This window comes from Rhizobium sp. LARHSG275, assembly GCF_052871115.1.
Genome location: NZ_JBIXJN010000025.1, coordinates 48,182 through 70,734, shown reverse-complemented (window position 1 = coordinate 70,734; position 22,553 = coordinate 48,182). Strand labels below are relative to the sequence as shown.

The 22,553-nt window shown below is 62.2% G+C and carries 23 protein-coding genes and 1 pseudogene; 14 read left to right on the top strand and 10 right to left on the bottom strand.

The features are described from left to right. Nucleotides 1–55 precede the first annotated feature (55 nt). The 5 genes and pseudogenes from speB to ACIPSK_RS27970 all read left to right on the top strand — a co-directional run bounded on the left by speB (nucleotide 56) and on the right by ACIPSK_RS27970 (nucleotide 4,568). Nucleotides 56–1,117, top strand: a complete 1,062-nt coding sequence (gene speB, locus ACIPSK_RS27990) for an agmatinase (RefSeq protein WP_210254179.1) — start codon at nucleotides 56–58, stop codon at nucleotides 1,115–1,117. A gap of 84 nt (nucleotides 1,118–1,201) precedes the next feature. Next, nucleotides 1,202–1,999, top strand: a complete 798-nt coding sequence (locus ACIPSK_RS27985) for a transporter substrate-binding domain-containing protein (RefSeq protein ID WP_162116869.1) — start codon at nucleotides 1,202–1,204, stop codon at nucleotides 1,997–1,999. 144 nt (nucleotides 2,000–2,143) lie between these two features. After that, a complete protein-coding gene (locus ACIPSK_RS27980; protein ID WP_162116870.1) occupies nucleotides 2,144–2,812 on the top strand; it encodes an amino acid ABC transporter permease in 669 nt (222 codons plus the stop codon). Continuing rightward, nucleotides 2,809–3,456, top strand: coding sequence for an amino acid ABC transporter permease (locus tag ACIPSK_RS27975; RefSeq protein ID WP_162116871.1), 648 nt, complete (start codon nucleotides 2,809–2,811; stop codon nucleotides 3,454–3,456). The genes ACIPSK_RS27980 and ACIPSK_RS27975 overlap by 4 nt, the downstream gene beginning before the upstream one ends. Nucleotides 3,457–3,597: 141 nt before the next feature. Further along, nucleotides 3,598–4,568 (top strand): annotated as a pseudogene (locus ACIPSK_RS27970) (ornithine cyclodeaminase family protein). A 53-nt stretch (nucleotides 4,569–4,621) separates the two neighbouring features. Here the strand turns inward: ACIPSK_RS27970 and ACIPSK_RS27965 are convergent. From ACIPSK_RS27965 to tsaD, 5 genes are read right to left on the bottom strand one after another with little or no spacing between them, the layout of a single operon-like run. Further along, nucleotides 4,622–5,269, bottom strand: a complete 648-nt coding sequence (locus tag ACIPSK_RS27965; RefSeq protein ID WP_162116872.1) for a class I SAM-dependent methyltransferase — start codon at nucleotides 5,267–5,269, stop codon at nucleotides 4,622–4,624. Next, nucleotides 5,266–5,697 carry an EVE domain-containing protein gene (locus ACIPSK_RS27960; protein ID WP_162116873.1) on the bottom strand — a complete coding sequence of 144 codons (432 nt, stop codon included), beginning with the start codon at nucleotides 5,695–5,697 and terminating at the stop codon, nucleotides 5,266–5,268. Before ACIPSK_RS27960 ends, ACIPSK_RS27965 begins: the two co-directional genes overlap by 4 nt. A 1-nt stretch (nucleotide 5,698) precedes the next feature. Continuing rightward, nucleotides 5,699–5,992: a YciI-like protein gene (locus ACIPSK_RS27955; protein WP_162116874.1), complete on the bottom strand. Its 294-nt coding sequence runs from the start codon at nucleotides 5,990–5,992 to the stop codon at nucleotides 5,699–5,701. Nucleotides 5,993–6,001: 9 nt separating this feature from the next. Next, nucleotides 6,002–6,985, bottom strand: coding sequence for an NAD(P)H-dependent glycerol-3-phosphate dehydrogenase (locus ACIPSK_RS27950; RefSeq protein ID WP_162116875.1), 984 nt, complete (start codon nucleotides 6,983–6,985; stop codon nucleotides 6,002–6,004). Then, nucleotides 6,982–8,103 (bottom strand): tRNA (adenosine(37)-N6)-threonylcarbamoyltransferase complex transferase subunit TsaD, encoded by a 1,122-nt coding sequence (gene tsaD, locus ACIPSK_RS27945; RefSeq protein ID WP_162116876.1) that lies wholly within the window; start codon nucleotides 8,101–8,103, stop codon nucleotides 6,982–6,984. Before tsaD ends, ACIPSK_RS27950 begins: the two co-directional genes overlap by 4 nt. Nucleotides 8,104–8,175: 72 nt before the next feature. Between tsaD and hemC the strand changes: the two genes are divergently transcribed. The 6 genes from hemC to ACIPSK_RS27915 all read left to right on the top strand — a co-directional run bounded on the left by hemC (nucleotide 8,176) and on the right by ACIPSK_RS27915 (nucleotide 14,290). After that, nucleotides 8,176–9,105 carry a hydroxymethylbilane synthase gene (gene hemC, locus ACIPSK_RS27940; RefSeq protein WP_162116877.1) on the top strand — a complete coding sequence of 310 codons (930 nt, stop codon included), beginning with the start codon at nucleotides 8,176–8,178 and terminating at the stop codon, nucleotides 9,103–9,105. 7 nt (nucleotides 9,106–9,112) lie between these two features. Beyond that, a complete protein-coding gene (locus ACIPSK_RS27935; protein ID WP_162116878.1) occupies nucleotides 9,113–9,820 on the top strand; it encodes a uroporphyrinogen-III synthase in 708 nt (235 codons plus the stop codon). A gap of 338 nt (nucleotides 9,821–10,158) precedes the next feature. After that, nucleotides 10,159–11,418 carry a COG4223 family protein gene (locus tag ACIPSK_RS27930; RefSeq protein WP_162116879.1) on the top strand — a complete coding sequence of 420 codons (1,260 nt, stop codon included), beginning with the start codon at nucleotides 10,159–10,161 and terminating at the stop codon, nucleotides 11,416–11,418. A gap of 4 nt (nucleotides 11,419–11,422) precedes the next feature. Next, nucleotides 11,423–13,045: a heme biosynthesis protein HemY gene (locus ACIPSK_RS27925; RefSeq protein ID WP_162116880.1), complete on the top strand. Its 1,623-nt coding sequence runs from the start codon at nucleotides 11,423–11,425 to the stop codon at nucleotides 13,043–13,045. A 17-nt stretch (nucleotides 13,046–13,062) separates the two neighbouring features. Continuing rightward, entirely contained in the window at nucleotides 13,063–13,548 is a 486-nt protein-coding gene (locus tag ACIPSK_RS27920) for a tellurite resistance TerB family protein (protein WP_017966226.1), read from the top strand. Continuing rightward, nucleotides 13,517–14,290, top strand: a complete 774-nt coding sequence (locus ACIPSK_RS27915) for a glutamine amidotransferase (RefSeq protein ID WP_162116881.1) — start codon at nucleotides 13,517–13,519, stop codon at nucleotides 14,288–14,290. The genes ACIPSK_RS27920 and ACIPSK_RS27915 overlap by 32 nt, the downstream gene beginning before the upstream one ends. Before the next feature lie 7 nt (nucleotides 14,291–14,297). Here ACIPSK_RS27915 and ACIPSK_RS27910 read toward each other — a convergent pair whose 3' ends face one another. Further along, nucleotides 14,298–15,548, bottom strand: a complete 1,251-nt coding sequence (locus tag ACIPSK_RS27910; RefSeq protein ID WP_162116882.1) for an MFS transporter — start codon at nucleotides 15,546–15,548, stop codon at nucleotides 14,298–14,300. Between the two features lie 139 nt (nucleotides 15,549–15,687). Between ACIPSK_RS27910 and ACIPSK_RS27905 the strand changes: the two genes are divergently transcribed. Beyond that, nucleotides 15,688–15,978: a YggT family protein gene (locus ACIPSK_RS27905; RefSeq protein WP_025396317.1), complete on the top strand. Its 291-nt coding sequence runs from the start codon at nucleotides 15,688–15,690 to the stop codon at nucleotides 15,976–15,978. After that, nucleotides 15,975–16,286: a DUF167 domain-containing protein gene (locus ACIPSK_RS27900; protein ID WP_162116883.1), complete on the top strand. Its 312-nt coding sequence runs from the start codon at nucleotides 15,975–15,977 to the stop codon at nucleotides 16,284–16,286. The genes ACIPSK_RS27905 and ACIPSK_RS27900 overlap by 4 nt, the downstream gene beginning before the upstream one ends. Before the next feature lie 4 nt (nucleotides 16,287–16,290). Here the strand turns inward: ACIPSK_RS27900 and ppa are convergent, their stop codons facing one another. From ppa to ACIPSK_RS27880, 4 genes are all read right to left on the bottom strand, one after another. Next, entirely contained in the window at nucleotides 16,291–16,827 is a 537-nt protein-coding gene (gene ppa, locus ACIPSK_RS27895; protein WP_026154361.1) for an inorganic diphosphatase, read from the bottom strand. Nucleotides 16,828–17,029: 202 nt separating this feature from the next. Then, nucleotides 17,030–17,536, bottom strand: a complete 507-nt coding sequence (locus tag ACIPSK_RS27890; RefSeq protein ID WP_017966220.1) for a GNAT family N-acetyltransferase — start codon at nucleotides 17,534–17,536, stop codon at nucleotides 17,030–17,032. A gap of 245 nt (nucleotides 17,537–17,781) precedes the next feature. After that, the gene (gene typA, locus ACIPSK_RS27885) at nucleotides 17,782–19,602 is read right to left on the bottom strand and encodes a translational GTPase TypA (protein ID WP_017966219.1); all 1,821 of its coding nucleotides are present in this window, start codon (nucleotides 19,600–19,602) and stop codon (nucleotides 17,782–17,784) included. 157 nt (nucleotides 19,603–19,759) lie between these two features. After that, nucleotides 19,760–21,847 carry a M3 family metallopeptidase gene (locus ACIPSK_RS27880; protein ID WP_446533084.1) on the bottom strand — a complete coding sequence of 696 codons (2,088 nt, stop codon included), beginning with the start codon at nucleotides 21,845–21,847 and terminating at the stop codon, nucleotides 19,760–19,762. A gap of 225 nt (nucleotides 21,848–22,072) precedes the next feature. Here ACIPSK_RS27880 and ACIPSK_RS27875 point away from each other — a divergent pair, with 225 nt between their 5' ends. Then, a complete protein-coding gene (locus ACIPSK_RS27875) occupies nucleotides 22,073–22,504 on the top strand; it encodes a hypothetical protein (RefSeq protein WP_017966217.1) in 432 nt (143 codons plus the stop codon). Nucleotides 22,505–22,553 lie beyond the last annotated feature (49 nt).

The following is a 22,553-nucleotide window of genomic DNA, read 5'->3' as shown; positions in this document are numbered from 1 at the left end:
AGAGAAGTGGGCGGCGCCGATGATGATGGCAGCATCAATACCGTGGGAGCCTGCCTTGACCATTGACGGGGATTTTCTGGAAGACTTGAGAAAGCGCTTCGGCAACGCTGCAGGCGGGGAGATGGAAGATCCGCACTTCCGCGCCGTGGCGGCGAGCGTGTTCAAGGACGGCGACAGCCGCAAATGGCCTTTCGCCGATCCTGCGACCTTTCTGGATGCCCGTTTCATCGAGAACGGCTTGCGGCCCGAGGTGCTTGAGGCGCTTGACGTGGCTCTGATCGGCGTGCCGATGGACCTCGGCGTCACCAATCGCGCCGGTGCGCGGCTGGGACCGCGGGCCGTCCGGGCGATCGAGCGTATCGGCCCCTACGAGCATGTTCTGCGTGTCGCGCCGATGGGAGGGCTAAAGGTCGCCGATGTCGGCGACGTGCCGATGCGCAGCCGGTTCGGCCTGGCCGAATGCCATGCCGACATCGAGGCCTGCTACCGGATGATCGCGGCAACCGGGGTTATCCCGCTGTCGGTCGGCGGCGACCATTCGATCTCCGGCGCCATCCTCAAGGGCCTAGCGGCCAGCCAGCCGGTCGGCATGATCCACATCGACGCTCATTGCGACACCGCCGGTCCCTATGAGGGCTCCAAGTTCCACCACGGCGCGCCCTTCCGCGAGGCGGTTCTGGCCGGTGTGCTCGATCCGAAGCGTACGATCCAGATCGGCATCCGCGGCGGCGGCGAATATCTCTGGGAGTTCTCCTTTGCCTCCGGCATGACCGTCATCCACGCGGAAGAGGTGGCGGAGATGGGCCTCAAGGCGGTGATCGCAAAGGCTCTGGAGGTTGTCGGCGCCGGTCCGACCTATCTCAGTTTCGACGTGGACAGCCTCGATCCGGCCTTCGCTCCGGGAACCGGCACGCCAGAAGTCGGCGGGCTTCAGCCGAGGGAGGCTCTGACCCTGTTGCGCGGCTTCAAGGGCATCAACCTCGTTGGCGGCGACGTCGTGGAAATCGCACCGCAATACGACAACACCACCAACACCGCGCAGATCGCCGCGCAGGTCCTGTTCGAACTCCTGTGCCTCGCGATGTTCAGTCCCGCGGTCAGGACCAAGGTGACCTGAGAACCAGCTCCACACCGGCAGCGCGCCTCATGCCCGCTGCCATCCATCACCTGTCGCACAACACGTCTCAAAAAGGGGAACGACATGACTGCTCTTATGAAATTGCGCTACACCGCCACTACGGCAATTGCCGTGTTCGGCATCCTGGCGGGGGCCGCTCAGGCCGACGAACTTGCCGATATCAAAGCCGCAGGCGAGATCAACATCGGCATCTTCTCCGATTTCCCGCCCTTCTCTTCGGCAAGCGCCGATATGAGCATCAAGGGCTATGACGTCGACGTCGCCCAGAAGATCGCCGACGGGCTCGGCGTGAAACTCAATCTCGTCAGCGTTACCGGCCAGAACAGGATCGCCTACCTGAACGACGACCGCGTCGACCTGCTGATGAGCGTCGGCTATTCGAAGGAGCGCGCCGAGGTGATCGATTTTGCCGCTCCGTACGCCCCCTACTATATCGCCGTCATCGGACCAGCGGCGCTGAAGGTGAGCGGCAAGGAAGACCTCGCCGACAAGTCAATTGCCGTCAATCGTGGGACGCTCGAAGACACGTCGCTGACGGCTGTCGCCCCCGGCTCGGCTGCGATCCAGCGTTTCGAGAACTACAATTCGGTCATCCAGGCCTTCATATCCGGCCAGACCCAGTTGATGGTCGTTGGCAACGATGTCGGCGCGCAGGTTCTGGCACGACAGGAAGCCCTGAAGCCGGAGCAGAAGTTCCAGCTCCTCAGCTCCCCCTCGCACATTGCGCTCCGCAAGGGCGAGGATGGCCTGAAGAAGGCTGTCGATGACAGCGTCGCCGCAATGATCGCCGATGGTTCGCTCGACGCCGGCTCGAAGAGCTGGCTGAAAGCGCCGCTCAACCCTGAGAACCTGAAGGACTGACGAGGACGCCTCCCACTCACCAGAGCATGATGCCGAAAACTGCAAGCGATTGCGGTGGCATCATGCTCCAATTCTTTGCTTGAGAGGCGGACCCAGATTTCCGGGGCGACCCGGCCCAGATCATCCGGCTCCAAAGGACATGCGATGAGATACAGCCTCGATTTCAATTGGCTTTGGGACGGAATGGGAGCTCTGGCTTATGGCGCGGGTACGACGCTTGCCCTAACGGCCTCCACGTCGGTCCTCGGGATCGTTCTCAGCATTCCCGGCGCGGCCGCGCGCCGGGGACCTTATCCATGGCTGCGCAAGGTCGTCGGCCTCTATGTGGAAATCATGCGCAATACGCCGTTCCTGGTGCAGCTGTTCTTCATCTTCTTTGGCTTGCCCAGCCTCGGCATTCGCCTCGATCCGGTCACTGCCGCCGTGCTTGCCATGACCCTCAACATGGCCGCCTACACGATCGAGGTGGTCGGGGCCGGGCTCGATGCCATACCGAGAGGCCAGAAGGAGGCGGCGCAGGCGCTCGGCCTGAGGCCTCGGCCGGTGTTCTTCAAGATCATCCTGCCGCAAGCGGTCGCCATCATTTTTCCGGCACTGACGAGCCAAATCATCATCATGATGCTGGAATCGGCGGTGGTTTCGCAAATATCCGTCCGCGAGCTGGCGCAGGAGGCCGATCTGCTTCAGTCGCGCACCTTCCGCTCCTTTGAGACCTATCTGGTGGCGACGTTGATCTACCTTTCGATGTCCGCCGCACTTCGCCGGCTCCTCGTCGCCGGGAAACGCCGTTTTCTGGGAGCCGGTCTGGCATGATTGAGTTCACCTTCTGGGACATTCTGCGCAATCTTGTCTTCGCGGCACGCTGGACCCTTATGCTTTCGCTCGCAGCCTTTGCCGGCGGCGCCATCGTTGGCCTGGCGATCTTGTCTGCACGGATATCGAAAACACGCTGGCCGCGCAGCTTCGCGTCCGGCTACATTGCCCTGTTTCAGGGGACGCCGCTGCTCATGCAGCTCTTTCTGATGTTCTTCGGCCTGCCGATGCTTGGTTTCCGGATCGAGTCATGGACCGCCGCCGTCTGCGGCCTGACGTTCTATGCCAGCGCTTATCTTGCGGAAATCTGGCGGAGCGGCGTCGAGGCGGTGCCGCGCGGGCAATGGGACGCCGCAGCCAGCCTGGGCTTGCATCGTCTCCTCGAACTTCGCCTCGTCATCCTGCCACAGGCTTTCCGCATCACCCGCGCGCCGACCGTCGGGTTCTTGGTCCAGTTGATCAAGAGCACCGCACTGGCCTCGATCCTCGGCTTCGACGAACTGCTGAAAACCGCCAACGCCATCAACAACGCGACCTTCGAACCTTTCAAGGTCTACGGTCTCGTCGCGGTGATCTTCTTCGCCCTGTGCTATCCGCTGACGCAATACGCCAGGATTCTGGAGAAGAAAGCGGCGTTTGGCTGAATGGTGTTCAGTGCTCTGCATTCCCCAAAAGGCCGATGCCGGTTGAAAAGCCGGTGCGCCGCGCGGCGGCGACGCGGCTCTCGTTCAATCACACAGAACTCGCCTTATCCCGCAGTTAGAACTTCCTGAGAGATCGCTTCAATGACCGACACACAAATCCGTATTCTCGATGCCCGCACAACGGGCGAGCTTCTGCCTTTCGGCGCGCTGGTCGCGACCTTGCGGCAAGCATTTGCCAAGGCTGTGTCGTGCCGGTACGGCATCACCACACGATAGCCAACAGCGGCGAGCCGGATGCGACGCTGCTTCTGATGCCGGCCTGGCATGAAACGCACCGGTCAGAGCGCTACCTTGGCATCAAGATCGTCACCGTCTTTCCCGGCAACACGCTGCGCGGCATTCCCGGTTTGACCTCGACTTACATGCTCTACGATGCTCGGACCGGCATGCAGCTTGCGCTCCTTGACGGAAACACCATCACCACGCGCCGTACGGTAGCGGCATCGGCGCTTGCCGCGGACTATCTTGCCCGAAAGGACGCCCGTCGCCTGCTGGTAATCGGCGCTGGCCGCGTCGCGAGCCTCATACCTGATGCCTATCGCACTGTCCGGCCGATCGCGCATGTCGATATCTGGGATATCGATCCCGCCAGCGCCGAACGGCTGGCGCAGAACCTCCGGCAACAGGGGCTCCAGGCCGCTGCCGTCACGGATCTGGAAGCAGCAGTGCGGCAAGCCGATATCGTCAGCGCGGCGACGCTGGCGACAGCACCGCTTATCCGCGGCGAATGGCTGCGGCCGGGCACCCATGTCGACCTGATCGGCGGCTTCACCCCGGCAATGCGCGAGGCCGATGACGAGGCGCTTCGGCGTTCCTCGGTCTATAGCGACACGCACGAAGCCCTTCACGAAGCGGGCGATCTGGTCCAGCCGATCAGGGCCGGCATCATTGCTGCAGATGCGGTGCGTGCGACACTTGACGAACTGTGTCGACGGAATATTCCAGCGCGGACGTCCAACGATGAGATCACTCTCTACAAAGCGGTCGGAACGGCGTTGGCTGATCTTGCCGCCGCGACGATGGTGTATGAGGCCGCCTTGATCGCCGGCTGACGTCTTTTGGTCCGGGCGATTGCGAATGATCGAATCCTGAATGTCGATCGAACTTAGGAAGCGAACCGCCACACTGTCGTCTTCTTGATTTCGCTGTCCTCCAGCGCCCGCGTTACCGGCACCTCATAAACCGCGCAGAATTCCAACCGATCCCGCGGCAGGTAACTGCGTCCGGGGTCTCCGATCAGCACCCGATTGCCGTCGGCTGCCAGCTTGGCGAACCAGGGAACGAGCGCATCGGCGAAAGCGCGATCGTAGAAGACGTCGCCGGCAAGTACGATATCCGCATCGACCGCCTTCCCGATCAGATCGGCGCCGATAAATCCGAGCGAGACGCGATTCGCCTCGGCATTCAACCGGACTGCCGCCTCCGCCCAGGGATCGATATCGCTAGCCATGACCTCCCGGGCACCGGCCATCACAGCCGCGATGCCGACAAGGCCGGAACCGCTGGCGAAATCGAGCACGCGCTTGCCGCGCACGGTCTCGGGATGATCGAGGATGTAGCGCGCCAGTCCCTGGCCGCCCGCCCAGGCAAAAGCCCAGAAGGGCGGCGGCAGGCCGATTGCCTCCAGCTCCTCCTCCGTCTTCAGCCAGAGCTCATGCGCCTCGCTTGCCAGATAGAGCGAAATCTCCGGCACATGCGGCGGCGGCATCAGGCTGGTATTGGCGCGGATGAAAGCTTGCGGATCGGTCTTCAACGCGGCGGATTGTCCAGCCCGCCCATCCGGCAGACTTCGAGATATTCTTCCTCGGTGACCGGCTGCACCGAAAGCCGCATCGAGGTGACGAGCGCCATCTTGGCGAGCTTCTCGCTCGCCTTGACGTCCTTCAACGTCACCGGCTTCGGCATGTCCATGACGGCGCGGATATCGACGCAATCCCACTTCGGATCGCCCTTGGCGGAAGAATCGGGATGCGACAGGGCGCAGACTTCGACGATGCCGACGATCTCCAGCCCGTCATTGGAATGATAGAAGAAGCCTTTGTCGCCGATCAGCATCGCCCGCATATTGTTGCGCGCCAGATAGTTGCGGACGCCGGTCCATTCCGTGCCCTTTTCGCCGGCAGCCTTCTGCTGCTCCCAGGACCAGGAGGCGGGTTCGGATTTATAGAGCCAGTGCGCCATGTCACGCCTCCGGTTTGTTGAAGACCCAGTTGTAGGCCTTGACGTCAACGCTTTCGAATAGTCCGGCTTTGGCGTAAGGGTCGGCATCGGCAAGCGCAAGCGCCGCCTCTTTCGATTCCGCTTCGACGACGATCAGGCTGCCGCAGGGTTTGCCGTCGTCATCGAGAAACGGGCCGGCGATCTTCAGCGTGCCCTCGGCATTCAGCCTGTTCAGATGCTCGATATGCGTCGGGCGCGTATCCATGCGCACGTTCAAGTGTCCCGGTTTGTCCTTGCAGAGAAGGGCGAAAAGCATGTCTGTCTCCTATTCGGTGGTGATCGGACGCGTCATCAGCTGCTCTATCGCCTCTGATATATCGAGCTTGCCGTCGATGATGGCGGAAACGGCATCGGTGATCGGCATGCTGACCTTCAATTCCGCCGCAAGCCGCGAGGCAACGGAGGCAGCAAACGCGCCTTCCACCAGCGCGCCATGCAGGGGATCGGTCTTTTCGCCGCGCCCGAGTGCGATGCCGAAGCGCAGGTTTCGCGATTGATGGCTCGTCGCCGTTAGCACCAGATCGCCGAGGCCGGAAAGCCCGCGCACCGTGTCCGCCTGCCCGCCCTTGGCGACGACGAAACGCGACATTTCCGCAAGCCCGCGCGCAATCAGCGCCGCACGCGCGGAATCGCCGATGCCGCGGCCTTCGACAATGCCGCAGGCGATCGCCAGCACATTCTTCAGCGCGCCGCCAAGCTGCACGCCGATCCGGTCGTTGGAAGCGTAGAGCCGGAAGGTCCGGCCCGATATGGCCTGAGCGAGGCGCTCCGCGGTCTCCATGTCGGCTGCCGCAATCGCCATCGCCGTCGGCAGGCCCTTGGCGATATCGGCAGCAAAACCCGGGCCCGAGAGCACGGCGACGGAATGGTCCGGCAGTTCCCGTTCCAGCATGTCGGTCAGAAGATTGCCCGTCGCTCGTTCGATGCCCTTGGCGCAGGTGACGACTACGGCATCCTTGGCAAGGTAGGGGCCGTATTGCCGCGCCGCATCGGCCTGCGCCTGCGACGGCATCGCAAAAAGCACGATGGAGGCACCAGTGATTGCATCCGCCTCGGCGGAAAATTCCAGCGTATCGGGCAGGAGAATGCCGGGCAGCGCCGCATCATGCAGCCGTTCGGCCTTCAGATCGGCAATCAGTGACGGATCGCGCCCGACGAGTGTCACGGCGCTGCGGCCGGCAAGGGCGATGACGGCCGCAAGCGCCGTGCCGAAAGCCCCTGATCCGACGACGGCGATGGTTTCGCTCATGCCTTGGCCCCTCGTTTTCCGAAACCGATCAGCGTTTCCGCATTGGAATCGAGCGGCCAGCGCGAGCGCGGCTGGACGTCGAGCGTATCCGGCGCGGCGCCGGTCGCCATCCGCTCCAGCCCCGCCCAGGCGATCATCACGGCATTGTCGGTACAGAGGTGCAGCGGCGGTGCAATGAAGCGGAAACCATTCTTGTCGCACAGCGCCTGCATTGTGCCGCGCAGTTCGAGATTGGCGGCGACACCGCCGGCAACGACCAGCGCCGGCTGTTCGCCAGTCGCTGGGCCAGTCGCTCGCGATGTCGCGGGAAATTCCGTCTTGAACCGCTGCAGGCCACGGCCGATGCGGTCTTTCAGCGTCCGCGAAACCGCCTTCTGGAACGAGGCGCAAATGTCAGCCACGTCCTGATCGCTGAGCGGCGCGATATCCTGCGCCGCCTGCCGCACCGCCGTCTTCAGGCCGGAGAAGGAAAAATCGAGCCTTGCCTCGCCGACCAGCGGCCGCGGAAAGTCGAAGCGACCGGGATTGCCGTCCCGCGCCATCCGCTCCACCGCCGGGCCGCCGGGATAGGGCAGGCCGAGCAGCTTTGCCGTCTTGTCAAAGGCTTCGCCCAGCGCATCGTCGATCGTCGTGCCCCAGCGCTCATACTGCCCGACGCCCCGCACCAGGATGAGCTGGGTATGGCCGCCGGAGACGAGCAGCATCAGATAGGGAAAGGAGAGCCCGTCCGTCAGCCGCGCCGTCAGTGCATGGCCTTCGAGATGGTTGATCGCATAGAGCGGCTTGCCGGCGGCTCTGGCGATCGCCTTGCCGGTCATCAGCCCCACCAGCAACCCGCCGATCAGCCCCGGCCCCGACGTGGCGGCGATGGCGTCGACATCGTTGAGCGACACATTGGCGCGCTTCAGCGCCTCCTCGATCAGCTCGTCCAGCGCTTCGACATGGGCGCGGGCGGCGATCTCAGGCACCACGCCGCCATAGGCGCTATGCTCGTCGAGTTGGGAAAGCACGACATCCGACAGCACGTTGGAATGCCCCTCCGCATCGCGCTCGACGACCGCCGCGGCGGTCTCGTCGCAGCTCGTTTCGATGCCAAGGATGCGCAGAAAGGGAACCATAAGGCCTGTTCGTTGATTGCGATGGGATGGAAACCCGTTTACGAGAACTCCGGTAACAACGGAATAGAGCCGATGCAAACAAAACCTTTCCGGATCGGCACGCGCGGCAGCCCGCTGGCGCTTGCCCAGGCGCATGAGGCCCGCGACAGGCTGATGGCGGCGCATAAACTGCCCGAGGACATGTTCGAGATCGTCGTTCTCTCGACCAAGGGCGACCGCATCACCGACCGGTCGCTGGCCGATATCGGCGGCAAGGGCCTGTTCACCGAGGAACTTGAACAGAAGCTTGCCGCCGGCGAGCTCGATTTCGCCGTGCATTCCACCAAGGACATGGCGACGAAACTGCCCGAGGGGCTTTATCTCTCCGCCTACCTGCCGCGTGAGGATATCCGCGACGCCGTCATCGGCCGCACTGCGCGCAAACTGATCGACCTGCCGCATGGCGCCACCGTCGGTTCATCCTCGCTCCGCCGCCAGGCACTGATCCGCCGCATGCGGCCGGATATCAATGTCGTCACCTTCCGCGGCCTTGTCGAAACGCGCCTGCGCAAGCTCGAGGAGGGCGAGGTTGATGCGACCCTGCTGGCGCTTGCCGGCCTGAAACGCCTCGGCAAGGTCGATGTGCTGACCGATATCCTCGATCCCGACACCTTCCCGCCAGCGCCGGCGCAGGGAGCGATCTGCATCGAAAGCCGCATCGGCGATACGGGGATTGACGATCTGCTGGCGCCGGTCAACGATATCGCGACCTTCGACACCGTCTCCTGCGAACGCGCCTTCCTTGCCGCCCTCGACGGCTCCTGCCGCACGCCGATCGGCGGTTATGCCGTCTGCGAAGGCGACCTGATCCGCTTCTCCGGCCTCATCATCACTCCCGACGGCCGCAACCAGCATGCGGTGACGACCGACGGTCACCGCCGCGATGCGGCAGCGCTCGGCACCCGCGCCGGCCAGGACGTGCGCGCAAGGGCCGGCAGCGCCTTTTTCGACGACTGGCACTGAAGCGGCCATGCGTGTGCTCGTCACCCGCCCCGCGCACTCGGCGACTAGAACCGCACAACGATTACGCGATATGGGCCACGAGCCGCTGCTGCTGCCGCTGCGTCAGCCGCTGCACGACAGCGCCGCAGCAGCAGCCGCGCTCGCAGCCACCAGCGGCGCAATCGCGGTGACCAGCGCCGAGGCCATCAGGGTCCTCTCCGCTCTCGGGGAGAAACTTCGTCCGCATCTTGCCCGCCCGCTTTTTGCGGTCGGCGAAACGACAGCAGAAGAGGCGCGCAGCCTCGGCTTCCGATCGGTCGCTTCATCCCAGGGCAATGGCCGCGATCTCGCCGATCTCGTCGCGGTGGAGAAACCGGGCACGCTGCTCTACCTCGCTGGCACCCCGCGCGCCGAGACTTTCGAAGGAAGATTGCGCGAACTCGGCATCCGTTTTTCCGTCACTGAATGCTACCGTATGCAACCGGCCGTCCCCGATCCCACCGAGATCGGCGCTATCTTCGCTAGCGGTTACCCGCACGCCATCCTCTTCTATTCCCGCCAGACGGCAGAGGATTTCTTTCGCGTGCCGGAACTGCGATCAGCCGTGCCGAAACACAGTGGAATCCGCCTTCTCTGTCTCAGCGAAGCGGTGGCGCAAGCCATACCGGCGGCTCTGAAAAAAGCCGTAACGATTTCACCGATGACGGATGAGAAAAGCCTTTTGTCGCTGCTTTGAGGCTTTAGAGCCTTTCCTGGTCAGCTTGAAGCATTCTGCCGGAGCAGGTTTTCGTCAGGGCAGAGGCGATTGGCGAAGGGCATACCTTTTGGTACGTCCGAGCCGATCGCCTCTGATCCTGGCGGAAAGATGCCCGGCCCTTCGGGTTGGCTGAAACGGGCCGGCTGATCGACCGGCCGGCTTGGCCGTAGAGCTTGGCTACGACGCGCGCCGGCCGGTCGATCATCCGACTCCGTTTGAGCCAACAGAATGCTGCAATCTGACCGGGAAAGGCTCTAACCACCCAAATTTGATCTAACCTCTTCCCTTAACTGGCATCACTGTCTAGTTTCGTTGCAATGCAGGATAAAGAGGACCTCATGGTATCGGGAAACCCGCCACGCCATTCAAAGAGCGCCGACGAGCCGGTCACGATCGACCTCGATTCACAGGAATTCGCCTCTGCAGCCGATACGGAAAAGCCGCTAGACAATGATGCTGGCGAGGCCGACGGCACCGCCGCCGCGGATGACGGCCTGCCGCCCGAAACCGAGACTGCGTCGCATGAAGAGAAGCCTGTGATGGATGCGCCGGAGGAACCGGCAGCTCCAGAACCGTCCTTCACCTCTCCTCCCGAACAGCCTGCGCCGAAGAGCGCCGGCACCTCCGGCCTCATTGCCGCCGGCATCGTTGGCGGCCTCGTGGCGCTGCTTGGCGCCGGCGCCATCCAGTATGCCGGTTACCTCCCTGGCTCGTCTGCGCCGCAGACGACATCGCCGGAGACGGCCGATCTTGCCGGCCAGATCGACGGCCTGAAACAGACCATCGCCAATCTTGCCGCCAATCCGGCGAGCGCGGATAACGGCGAGCTTGCAAAACGCGTTGCTGCGCTGGAAGCGACTGCCAAGGCCCCCGCAGCCGGTGCGCCGGCCGATGCTGCCAATTTCGAGGCACTCAACCAGAAGATTGCGGAACTGACCGGTCAGGTCGACCAGCTGCGCTCGACGCTTGCCCAGTCATCCGAGCAGCAGACGACGAACGGCGCCGATATAACGAAGCGCCTGGAAGAGGCCGAAAAGAAGCTGAACGAGCCGCGCGAGGATGTCGCCGTTGCCCGGGCGATCGCGGCTGCCGCCCTGAAGGCGGCGATCGATCGCGGTGGCCCGTTCCGGGCCGAACTCGACACCTTCGCCGGCGTCGCACCCGACGATCCAGCCGTCGCCGACCTTAGAACCTTTGCTGAGACGGGCATTCCCTCACGCACCGAGCTGGTGCGCGAGGTTCCCGATGTCGCCACCGCGATTGTTGAAGCCGTCAACCAGCCGGACCCGAACCAGAGCTGGTCGGATCGGCTGATGTCGAGCGCCAAGTCGCTGGTGAGCGTCCGCCCCGTCGGCAATATCGAGGGCGAAAGCGTCGAAGCCATTGCCGCCCGCATGGAGGAGAAGGTGAAGAGCGGCGACCTGCCAGGCGCCTCCGCCGAATGGAACAGCCTGCCCGCTTCCGGCAAGCAGGCGTCCGCCGCCTTCAAGCAATCGCTCGAAGCGCGCATCCGCGTCGAGGAACTGGTTGGCGGGGCGCTGTCGAAAGCGGTTTCCGGCACCGGCAAGGAAGGATAAGACCATGCTGATCCGCCTTGTCGTCTTCGCCATCTTCGTAATGCTTCTCGCCCTTGGCTTCGCCTGGCTCGCCGATCGTCCCGGCGACCTCTCGCTGATCTGGGAGGGCCAGATCTACCAGACGAAGCTGATCGTCGCCGCCAGCGCGATCATCGCTCTCATTGCAGCCGTGATGATCGCCTGGTGGTTCATCCGGCTGGTCTGGACCTCACCGCATTCGGTCACGCGTTATTTCCGCGCCCGCAAGCGGGACCGCGGTTATCAGGCGCTGTCGACCGGCCTGATCGCCGCCGGCGCCGGCAATGCGCTGCTCGCCCGCAAGATGGCCGCCCGCTCGCACGGCCTGATCCGCGCCGATCAGGAACCGCTGATCAACCTGCTCGAGGCTCAGGCCGCCCTGATCGAAGGCCGCCATGATGAGGCGCGCGCCAAATTCGAGGCCATGGCAAACGATCCCGAGACACGCGAGCTCGGTCTGCGCGGTCTCTATCTCGAAGCCCGCCGTCTCGGCGCCAACGAGGCCGCCCGCCAATATGCCGAAAAGGCTGCCGACAACGCGCCCTATCTTCCCTGGGCCGCACAGGCGACGCTCGAATATCGCAGCCAGGCCGGCCGTTGGGACGATGCGATCCGCCTGCTCGAACAGCAGAAGGCCGCCCGCGTCGTCGAAAAGGCCGAAGCCAACCGTCTGCACGCCGTCCTCCTGACGGCACGCGCCGGCGAGAAGCTGGAAAGCAACCCGACCGGTGCCCGCGACGACGCCCTGCAGGCGCTGAAGCTTGCCGCTGATTTCATTCCGGCAGCCCTCATTGCCGCAAAGGCGCTGTTTCGCGAAGGCGGCGTGCGCAAGGCCGCCTCGATCCTCGAACAGGCATGGAAATTGGCGCCTCATCCCGAGATCGGCCAAGCCTATGTCAGGGCCCGCAGCGGCGATTCCACGCTCGACCGACTGAAGCGTGCCGAGCGGCTGGAAGGGCAGCGCCCGAACAATGTCGAATCCCTTCTCGTCGTCGCCCAGGCAGCCCTCGACGCGCAGGAATTCGCCAAGGCCCGCGCCAAGGCGGAGGCGGCGGCCCGCATGCAGCCGCGTGAAGCCGCCTACCTGCTTTTGGCCGACATCGAAGAAGCCGAGACCGGTGACCAGGGCCGCGTGCGCCACTGGCTGGCTCAGGCGCTCAAGGCGCCGCGCGATCCGGCTTGGGTGGCAGACGGCTTCGTGTCCGACAAGTGGCTGCCGGTATCGCCCGTGACCGGCCGCCTCGACGCCTTCGAATGGAAGGCGCCCTTCGGCCAGATCGAGGGTCCGCTCGAAGACGGTTCGGCGCCGGCCTCGATCGAAACGGCTTTGAAGACATTGCCGCCGCTGCGTGACGTCAGGCCGGAAAGTCCCGTCAACGACCATCGCATCATCGAGCTGGAAAGCGCCGCGACGATTGCCGAGGCTGTGCGCCCCACGCCGGCACCTGCACCGGCGTCGGCCAAACCGAAACCAGTCGAACCGACCGCGGGCGATAAAGCGCCGGCGCCGAGCGAGACAAAACCTTTCTTTGGCGGATTGCCGGATGATCCCGGCGTTCGCGATCCCAGGGTGGAACCGGAACCCAAGACACGGCTCCGCCTTTTCTGAAATGGAACGAAAACCGCATGTTCGAACGCTTTCAGGCATTCTTCCAGAATCTCACCGCCGACCACCCGAAGAAAGGTTTTGCCCCCGATGATCCGCGCATCGCAGTGGCAGCGCTCTGCATGCAGGTCATGGAGGCCGACGGTCAGATCAAAACCAGCGAGAAGAAGCGGCTGCGCAAGCTCCTGAAGGAGCAGTATGCGCTAGACGGCAAGCAGCTCGATGCTCTGATAGCAGCCGGCCTCGAGGCCGAAAGCTCCGCCGTCGACTATTATCGCTTCACCGCCGACCTGAAACGCCATCTCAATACCGAGCAACGCCTCGAGCTGATCGGCGTCCTCTGGGACATCGTCTATGCCGATGGCGAACGCAGCGAGATGGAAGACCATGTGATCTGGCGTATCGCCGATCTGCTCGGCGTCTCCTCGCGCGAGCGCATCCAGAAGCGGCAGGAGGCCGCCGCCAGGGTGACGGATGTCCAGGTTGCGCAAGATGATGCCGACTGAGCAAAACCCGAACCGCGACGGGCGCCCGATCCTCATCGTCCTGCATCAGGAACGGTCGAGCCCCGGGCGTGTCGGCCAATTGCTCATCGAAAAGGGCTACCGCCTCGATATCCGTCGCCCGGTTCTCGGCGAGCCGCTTCCGACGACACTTGAAGACCATGCCGGCGCCGTCGTCTTCGGCGGGCCGATGAGCGCCAACGATCCCGATGACTTCGTCAAGAAGGAGATCGACTGGATCGACATTCCGCTCCGGGAAAAGCGCCCCTACCTCGGTATCTGCCTCGGCGCGCAGATGCTGGTGCATCATCTCGGCGGCAAGGTGCAGCCGAATGCCGATGGCTCGACCGAGATCGGCTGGTATCCGCTGCACCCGACGGAGAGGGGCCGCCTGCTGATGCACTGGCCGAAGATGGTCTATCATTTCCATCGCGAGGGGTTCGAGCTGCCGCGCGGCGCCGATCTGCTCGCCGAAGGCGATGCCTATCCGAACCAGGCCTTCCGCTACGACGGCAACGCCTGGGGGCTGCAGTTCCATGCCGAACTGACCCGGGTGATGATGCATCGCTGGGTGGTGCATGGCGCCCATCGCTTCATCCTGCCGAACGCCCAGCAGGGCCGCGAACATCTCGAAGGCCGCATGCTGTTCGATGCGCCGCTGAGAGCCTGGCTCACCGAATTCCTCGACATCGTCTTCGAGGGAAAAACCGCGAAGGCGGCGTCCTCTATCGCTCTTCGCGCATAACCGGTTTCTAAATCGATTCCGACGATACAGTGGGCGCGTCCAGCGTATCGATCCCACGCAGTTTGGGGAAACTCGATGCCCAGATCGCCGCCACGACAAGCGTTCCGATCCCGCCGATGACGACCGCCGGCACCGCGCCGAAGATCGCCGCCATCGTGCCCGCCCGGAATTCCCCGAGCTCGTTCGAAGCGCCGACGAAGACCATGTTGACCGCATTGACACGGCCGCGCAGCTGGTCCGGCGTCCAGAGCGCAATCAGGCTCTCGCGCACATAGACCGACACCATGTCGGCCGCCCCCATCAGCGCCAACGCCGCGATCGAGACCTCGGTATTGGTCGAGACGCCGAAGATGATCGTTCCGACGCCGAACAAGGCGACGCCGATGAACATGTAGATGCCGGCACGATGTTTGAGCGGATAGGCGGCAAGGAAGATCGCCATGACGATGGCGCCAAGTCCCGGTGCGGCGCGCAGCAGCCCGAGCCCCCAGGGACCGAGGGTGAGGATATCGCGCGCAAAAATCGGCATCAGCGCCGTCGCCCCGCCGAGCAGCACGGCGAAGAGATCGAGCGAGATCGCCCCGAGCACCACCTTTTCGGCGCGGATGAAGCTGAAGCCGCCGAGGATCATCGCCCAGCTCTTGGTTTCGCCCGTCGTCTTCTGCTCCGGTTTCGGGATCATGTAGAGAAGGGCGGCACCGAGCACGGAAAAGATCACCGCCACCGTATAGGCAGTCGACGCACTGACGCCGTAAAGCAGACCGCCGAGCACCGGGCCGGTGATTGCCGCAAGCTGCCAGGACGACGAATTCCAGGCGATCGCATTGGAGAGTGCCTGCTCCGGCACGAGATTGGGCGCCAGCGACTGCACTGCCGGCGACATGAAGGCGCGTTCAACACCGAAGATCAGAAGCACCGCGAAAACAGGCAAGGGCGTGAAGGTCCCCATGACAGTCATAACCAGCAGCGCCAGCGTGCAGAGCGCGCTTACCAGCGAGCAGAGAGCCGCGATCGCCCGGCGATTGTACCGGTCGGCCACCGAACCGGTGACGAGGATGAGCAGCAGCGACGGCAGGAACTGCACGAGACCGATCAAACCGAGATAGATCGCGCTGCCCGTCTGATCGTACATCTGCCAGCCGACCGCGACGCTGACGATCTGCTGCGAGAAGGAAAGCAGGAAGCGCGCGAAGAAGAAACGCGTGTAGGACGAATGCCGGAACGCGGCAAAACGATCTCCGGTGGGCGAAAACGACATGGATGTTTTCCGAGGAGACGGGCGCCGGAATAGCTGCAAAGCCGCCCGTTAAACAAGATTCACCGTGCGTTTCCACACGGCACTTGCCCGTTTAGTCGCCAATGTCTACATGTCTGTCAACAACGAATTGGAGACGACGATGTTTGCGCTGTTTCAAACCATTGATTTGGCTTTGAATATTTACACCTGGATCCTGATTGCCAGTGCCATTTTTTCCTGGCTCTATGCCTTCAATGTTATCAATTCCAGCAATCAGTTCGTCAATTCGGTCGGCACATTCCTGTATAATGTCACCGAACCGGTGCTGAAGCCGATCCGCCGCCGGCTGCCGAACCTTGGTGGCATCGATATTTCGCCAATCATCCTGCTGCTGATCATCTTCTTCCTGCGCACCCTGCTTTGGACCACGCTGTACCCGCTGGTCGCTTGAGCCGTCCCTGGAGCCTTTTCGATGACCATCTGCGCCTCGCCGTCCGGCTGACCCCGAATGGCGGGCGCGACGCTCTCGACGGCATTGAGGTCGACGGCAAGGGCGAAGCCTTCCTGAAGGCACGCGTCACATCAGTGCCCGAGAAAGGCAAGGCCAACAAGGCGCTTATCCTTTTGATCGCAAAATCCCTGCGCATTCCCAAATCCAGCATCAGCCTCGTCTCGGGTGAGACCGCGCGCAAAAAAATCCTCCGGATCGACGGCGATCCGGAGGATTTGCTAAAAAAGCTCGAGATGTTTTTAGGCTGAGCGATCAGCCTTTCGTTTTCTTGGCGCGCTCGACAGCTTCGAGGATGAGTTCGCCTGCTTCCCTAGAGTCGCCCCAGCCGAAGATCTTCACCCACTTGCCGGGCTCCAGATCCTTGTAGTGCTGGAAGAAGTGCTCGATCTGCTTCAGCGTGATCTCGGGAAGATCGGTGAAGTCCTTCACCTTCTCATAGCGCAGCGTCAGCTTCGGCGACGGCACGGCAATGATCTTCTCGTCCTTGCCGGAATTGTCTTCCATTTTCAGGACGCCGATCGGGCGCACGTTGATGACGCAGCCGGGAACCAGCGGGCGGGTGCTGGCGATCAGCACGTCGATCGGGTCGCCGTCTTCCGACAGCGTGTGCGGCACGAAACCATAATTGCCGGGATAGGTCATCGGCGTATAGAGGAAACGATCGACCACCAGCGTGCCGGCTTCCTTGTCCATCTCATACTTGATGGGATGACCGCCGACCGGAACCTCGACGATAACGTTGACGTCCTCAGGTGGATTATGACCGATTGCAATAGCGTCGATGCGCATAAGAAACTCCCGCAAGGTTGAATGTGCCGGCAGCCAGATAATCAGTTTCATGTGGCAACGCAACATCGCACAGCGCCAATGCTCGACTGCAGCGGCGCACATTCACATCAAAAGTTTCCAATAGGAGATAGTGGAGCGTCGACTCCAGCGCCGCCCGTCTTTTCAGACGCGCCAAGGACGCTGTGGCACTTTGAATGGCCGTTCAGCTCCAGATGAAGCCGATCTTCTTCAATTGCCTGTGGTCGAAACTTTCCATGCCTTCGCAGAAATCGACGCCGCCATGATGGCGATAAAAGTGGCTGGCGGTCTCGTTTTCCTCGAGGCACCAGACGACAAGCCCGTTGCAGCCGAGCGACTTCAAGAGCCGGCGCGCCTCGCCGAACAGCATCCTGCCAAGGCCGATGCCCTGATACTCGGGCCGCAGATAAAGCTCGTAAATTTCACCTTCTTGCGGCAGAGCGCGGGCACGGTTGAGGCCGAGCGTCGCGTAGCCGGCAACCGTGCCGGCAACATCGAGAACCAGCAGCGTCGCCGGTCCGCGCGTTGCCTTGCGCCACCAGCTTTCGCCGCGCCGCTCGATCATCTGCGTCAGTGCGCGGTGGGGAATGATGCCGGCATAGGTGTGTTGCCAGGCAAGCCTGTGTGTTTCCGATATGGCTCGGGCGTCTTGCGGCTCGGCCCGCCGGACATCGATCGACAACGTCTTCATAACGTTTACTCTGGTCCCGCTAGAGGCAATTAACCATATGCGATGTCGCATCCCGGTTGATTGCCCACAGACTTGATATGTGGACGACGATCAAAAGTTAACGCTTTTTTAACGATTGTCACAAGACGGAATCGACGCGGCGCACAATAAAAAACCCCGGCGCGAAGGCCGGGGTTTTTAAGGATTTCTCTCCAGCGCCGCGCCTCTTTTCGGAAGCCCAAAACGCTGCAGCACTTGAATGGCGCTCAGAGAGCCGCCTTCGTCTTTTCGAAACGCTTGCGATCGTTTGCGTCGAGATACATCTTCCGCAGACGAATATTCTTCGGTGTCACTTCCATCAGCTCGTCATCCTGAATCCAGGAGAGCGCGCGATCAAGCGTCATGCGGATCGGCGGCGTCAGCTTCACCGCTTCGTCCTTGCCGGCGGCGCGGATGTTGGTGAGCTGCTTGCCCTTCAGCACGTTCACTTCAAGGTCGTTGTCGCGCGAATGGATGCCGATGATCATGCCGGCATAGACCTTTTCGCCCGGCTCGATGATCATCGGGCCGCGATCTTCCAGGTTGAACATCGCATAGGCGACGGCTTCGCCGGGAGCGTTGGCGAGCAGCACGCCGTTGACGCGGCCACCGATCACACCCTTGTAGGGCTGGTAGTCGTGGAACAGGCGGTTCATGATCGCCGTGCCGCGCGTATCCGTCAGCAGCTCCGACTGGTAGCCGATCAGGCCGCGGGTCGGTGCGTAGAAACGCAGGCGAAGACGGTTACCGCCCGACGGACGCAGCTCGACCATTTCGGCCTTGCGCTCGGACATCTTCTGCACGACGACACCGGAATGTTCTTCGTCGACGTCGACGACGACCTCCTCGATAGGCTCCAGAAGCTGGCCGTTTTCATCCTTGTGCATCACGACGCGCGGACGCGACACGGCAAGCTCGAAGCCTTCGCGACGCATGGTCTCGATGAGAACGGCGAGCTGAAGTTCGCCACGGCCGGACACGTAGAACGAATCCTTGCCTTCGGCTTCTTCGATCTTCAGGGCGACGTTGCCTTCCGCTTCCTTGAAGAGACGGTCGCGGATGACGCGTGAGGTCACCTTGTCGCCTTCAGTGCCCGCCAGCGGGCTGTCGTTGACGATGAAGGACATGGTGACGGTCGGCGGATCGATCGGCTGCGCCTGCAGCGGCTCGGTGACCGAGGGATCGCAGAAAGTGTCGGCGACCGTACCCTTGGAAAGGCCGGCGATCGCAACAATATCGCCCTGATGCGCTTCGTCGATCGCCGTGCGCTCGATGCCGCGGAAGGCGAGGATCTTGGAAATACGGCCGGTTTCGATCGTCTTGCCGTCGGCGTGGAGAACCTTTACGGCCTGGTTCGGCTTGATGGAACCGGAATTGATGCGACCGGTGATGATGCGGCCGAGGAAGGGGTTGGCTTCGAGGATGGTACCGATCATCGTGAACGGACCTTCATGGACGGTCGGCTCCGGAACGTGCTTGAGCACCAGGTCGAGAAGCGGCGCAAGACCCTGATCCTTCGGGCCTTCCGGATTGACGTTCATCCAGCCGTCGCGGCCGGAACCGTAGAGGATCGGGAAGTCGAGCTGCTCGTCGGTGGCGTCGAGATTGGCGAAAAGATCGAAAACTTCGTTGATGACTTCTTCGTGGCGGCCATCCGGACGGTCGATCTTGTTGATTGCGACGATCGGACGAAGACCGACCTTCAACGCCTTCGAGACAACGAACTTCGTCTGCGGCATCGGGCCTTCAGAGGAGTCGACGAGAACGATCGCGCCATCCACCATCGAGAGAATGCGCTCGACCTCACCGCCGAAGTCGGCATGGCCGGGAGTGTCGACGATGTTGATGCGGACACCCTTCCATTCCACCGAGGTCGCCTTGGCGAGAATGGTGATGCCGCGTTCCTTTTCGAGATCGTTCGAGTCCATCACGCGTTCAGCGACACGCTGATTTTCGCGGAACGAGCCGGATTGCTTGAGAAGCTCATCCACCAGGGTCGTCTTGCCATGGTCAACGTGCGCGATGATCGCGATATTGCGAAGTGACATATGTGAAATCTCTGATGCTGGGGCGCACGCTCTAGAGGACGCGCCTATTAGTTTGGGGCGTCCATACAGTTTTTTTTGCGTTTGCGAAAGGGGGGAACGCGCAAAAGCTGCGGCAAGGCTGTCGCCCCGCCGCATCATGGCATGTCATCAAATTGTCTTAGGCGTCGCTGCCTGTCAATTCCTCAAAGGTCGAAAGTCCTTTTTTGACGAGCATCGCATCCGGGCTCGGCAGCTTGCCGCGGAAGGCCTTGTAGGCGTCTTCCGGATCGACCGAACCGCCGACGGAATAGATATTGTCCTTGAGCTTGCGCGCCATCTCGCCGTTGAAGGCGTCTCCCGTCTCCTCGAAGGCGGCAAAGGCGTCGGCGTCGAGCACCTCCGACCACATGTAGGAGTAATAGCCGGCCGAATAGCCGCCGGAGAAGATGTGCTGGAAGTGCGGCGTCGCATGGCGCATGACGATCGACTTCGGCATGCCGATTTCGTCCAGCACCTCGGCCTGCACCGCCATCGGGTCCTCGACGGCCGTTCTCGTGTGAAACGCCATATCGACCAGCGCCGAGGAGGTGAACTCGACGGTATTGAAGCCGGCATTGAAGGTGCGGGCGGCCAGCACCTTGTCGAGCAGGGCCTGCGGCATCGGCTCGCCGGTTTCGACATGCACGGCATAGCGCTTCAGAATATCGGGCACCGTCAGCCAGTGCTCATAGAGCTGTGACGGCAGCTCGACGAAATCGCGCGAAACGCCGGTACCCGCAACCGAGGGATAGGTGACGTTCGAAAGCATGCCGTGCAGTGCATGGCCGAATTCGTGGAACAGCGTGCGGGCATCGTCGAGCGACAGCAGCGCCGGCTTGCCTTCCGCCGGCTTGGCGAAGTTGCAGACATTGTAGATGATCGGCAATTCGCCGTGGCGGCCGTTCTTCAGCTCCAGTCTGTGCTGCGATTGCAGTGAGCTCATCCAGGCGCCTGATCGTTTCGAGCTGCGGGCGAAATAATCGCCGAGGAATAGGGCGACGAGCTTGTCGTCGCGGTCCCTGATTTCGAACACTCTGACATCCGGGTGATAGGCGGCCACGCCCTTCTTCTCGACAGCCCGGATGCCGAACAGCCGGCCGGCCACGTCGAAGCAGGCTTCGATGATCTTCTCGAGCTGCAGATAAGGCTTGAGCTCGGCCTCGGAGAAATCGAACTTCCGTGCGCGGATCTTTTCGGCATAGTGGCGCCAGTCCCAGGGCATCACCTCGTGGTTCCGGCCCTCTTCGGCGATTAGTGCCGCGATATCGATCTCCTCCTCGCCGGCGCGTTTCACCGCCCGCGCCCAGACGGCCTTGAGCAGGCCGTTCACCGCATCGGCCGTCTTCGCCATCGTATTGTCGAGTTTCAGCTCGGCGAAATTGCCGTAGCCAAGCAGCGTCGCCACCTGATGGCGCAGCGCCAGCGTTTCCTTGATGACGGCGCGGTTATCCGTCTCCCCGGCATTTTCGCCGCGCGCCACCCACGCCTTGAAAGCCTGCTCGCGCAGATCGCGACGCTCCGAAAAGGTGAGGAACGGCTCGATGATCGAGCGTGACAGCGTCACTGCATATTTGCCCTCCTCGCCGCGTTCGCGCGCTGCCGCAGCCATTGCATCGCGCAGGAATTCCGGCAGCCCGTCGAGCTCGGCTCCATCAGAAAGCACCAGCGCCCAGGCCTTCTCGTCGGCCAGGACGTTCTGGCCGAATTGCGTGCCGAGGCCGGCAAGCTTTTCATTGATCGCGGCGAGTTTTTCCTGCTCGGCCTTTTCAAGCTTGGCGCCCGATTTGACGAAACCTTTCCAGTGGCGTTCCAGCACGCGTGTCTGTTCGAGCGTCAGGCCAAGGCTCTCGCGGCTCTCCCAGAGCGTGTCGATGCGGGCGAAAAGCGCTGCATTCATCCCGATCTTCGAATAGTGGCGCGACATCTTCGGCGAGATCTCCCGCTCCAGCGCCTGGATCACATCATTGGTATGCGCGCCTGCCTTGTTCCAGAACAGCGCCGAAACGCGCGACAGTGCGTCGCCGGCAATCTCCAGCGCCACGACCGTATTGTCGAATGTCGGCGCATCGCCGTTTCCGGCAATCTCGTCGATCTCCCTTTCATGCGCGGCAAGCGCGGCTTCGAAGGCAGCGGCGAAATCACCGTCATCCAGGGCATCGAAACGCGGCAAGCCGTGAAGACCGTCCCAGGTCACCAGCGCCGGATTGAAATCATGTGGAGAAGACATCGGAGAATTCCTTTTTGGCATGCAAGTGGATCGTCAATATAGGAGAGCCGTCACAGAATTGGTATGTTGCCGGGATGCACCTTTTGCCTCGCCTGCCAATCTTGTGGACTGTCAAATCTGATGGACGACAATTGATACGTGAAAATTAACCAATCGTTAACGATTGACGCGAATCACGCGCAGGCGCTAGTTTCCTGATGTTCTTCTTGTAAGGGGACATGCGCCATGGAAGTTTTTTCTGTGCGGTCTTCTCAGAGTTTGCTTTTTAAAAACAATCCCAATAACGCAAAAAGTTCGAAGACCTCTGATATTGAAATCGAGACCAGAGCTCCCGCCCCGGCCTCGTTCCAGATCGAAGACGATGTTGGCGAAGGCCCGGATTTCACCGCGGTCAGCGCGGGAGAACTGCGCAATTATGCACGCCAGAGTTTCGACAGCGGCCTGATCGATCAGAACACCTACGCCGCGATCTCCGAACCGCTGCCGATGCACGCGATCGATCCGCTCGGCAACATCGTCGATCTCTCCAGCGTCACCGACGGCACCAGCTTCAATTTCCTCGATTATTACAAGAGCCAGCTGCAGGTCGCCATGTCGATCGGCGATTCTGACGAGGTCCAGACGCTGAACTCGATCGTCAACTTCCTGGACGGCTGATCGGCATGACGCCGAAAAGTGTGATGTGAGGAGCGAAGCTGAAAGATCG

Coding starts and splice junctions, on each gene's coding strand:
- ACIPSK_RS27985 (WP_162116869.1), top strand. CDS start 1,202: ATGACTGCTCTTATGAAATTGCGCTACACCGCCACTACGGCAATTGCC.
- ACIPSK_RS27980 (WP_162116870.1), top strand. CDS start 2,144: ATGAGATACAGCCTCGATTTCAATTGGCTTTGGGACGGAATGGGAGCT.
- ACIPSK_RS27975 (WP_162116871.1), top strand. CDS start 2,809: ATGATTGAGTTCACCTTCTGGGACATTCTGCGCAATCTTGTCTTCGCG.
- ACIPSK_RS27960 (WP_162116873.1), bottom strand. CDS start 5,697: ATGGCGCACTGGCTCTATAAATCCGAACCCGCCTCCTGGTCCTGGGAG.
- ACIPSK_RS27955 (WP_162116874.1), bottom strand. CDS start 5,992: ATGCTTTTCGCCCTTCTCTGCAAGGACAAACCGGGACACTTGAACGTG.
- ACIPSK_RS27950 (WP_162116875.1), bottom strand. CDS start 6,985: ATGAGCGAAACCATCGCCGTCGTCGGATCAGGGGCTTTCGGCACGGCG.
- tsaD (WP_162116876.1), bottom strand. CDS start 8,103: ATGGTTCCCTTTCTGCGCATCCTTGGCATCGAAACGAGCTGCGACGAG.
- hemC (WP_162116877.1), top strand. CDS start 8,176: ATGCAAACAAAACCTTTCCGGATCGGCACGCGCGGCAGCCCGCTGGCG.
- ACIPSK_RS27935 (WP_162116878.1), top strand. CDS start 9,113: ATGCGTGTGCTCGTCACCCGCCCCGCGCACTCGGCGACTAGAACCGCA.
- ACIPSK_RS27930 (WP_162116879.1), top strand. CDS start 10,159: ATGCAGGATAAAGAGGACCTCATGGTATCGGGAAACCCGCCACGCCAT.
- ACIPSK_RS27925 (WP_162116880.1), top strand. CDS start 11,423: ATGCTGATCCGCCTTGTCGTCTTCGCCATCTTCGTAATGCTTCTCGCC.
- ACIPSK_RS27920 (WP_017966226.1), top strand. CDS start 13,063: ATGTTCGAACGCTTTCAGGCATTCTTCCAGAATCTCACCGCCGACCAC.
- ACIPSK_RS27915 (WP_162116881.1), top strand. CDS start 13,517: ATGTCCAGGTTGCGCAAGATGATGCCGACTGAGCAAAACCCGAACCGC.
- ACIPSK_RS27910 (WP_162116882.1), bottom strand. CDS start 15,548: ATGTCGTTTTCGCCCACCGGAGATCGTTTTGCCGCGTTCCGGCATTCG.
- ACIPSK_RS27905 (WP_025396317.1), top strand. CDS start 15,688: ATGTTTGCGCTGTTTCAAACCATTGATTTGGCTTTGAATATTTACACC.
- ppa (WP_026154361.1), bottom strand. CDS start 16,827: ATGCGCATCGACGCTATTGCAATCGGTCATAATCCACCTGAGGACGTC.
- ACIPSK_RS27890 (WP_017966220.1), bottom strand. CDS start 17,536: ATGAAGACGTTGTCGATCGATGTCCGGCGGGCCGAGCCGCAAGACGCC.
- typA (WP_017966219.1), bottom strand. CDS start 19,602: ATGTCACTTCGCAATATCGCGATCATCGCGCACGTTGACCATGGCAAG.
- ACIPSK_RS27880 (WP_446533084.1), bottom strand. CDS start 21,847: ATGTCTTCTCCACATGATTTCAATCCGGCGCTGGTGACCTGGGACGGT.
- ACIPSK_RS27875 (WP_017966217.1), top strand. CDS start 22,073: ATGGAAGTTTTTTCTGTGCGGTCTTCTCAGAGTTTGCTTTTTAAAAAC.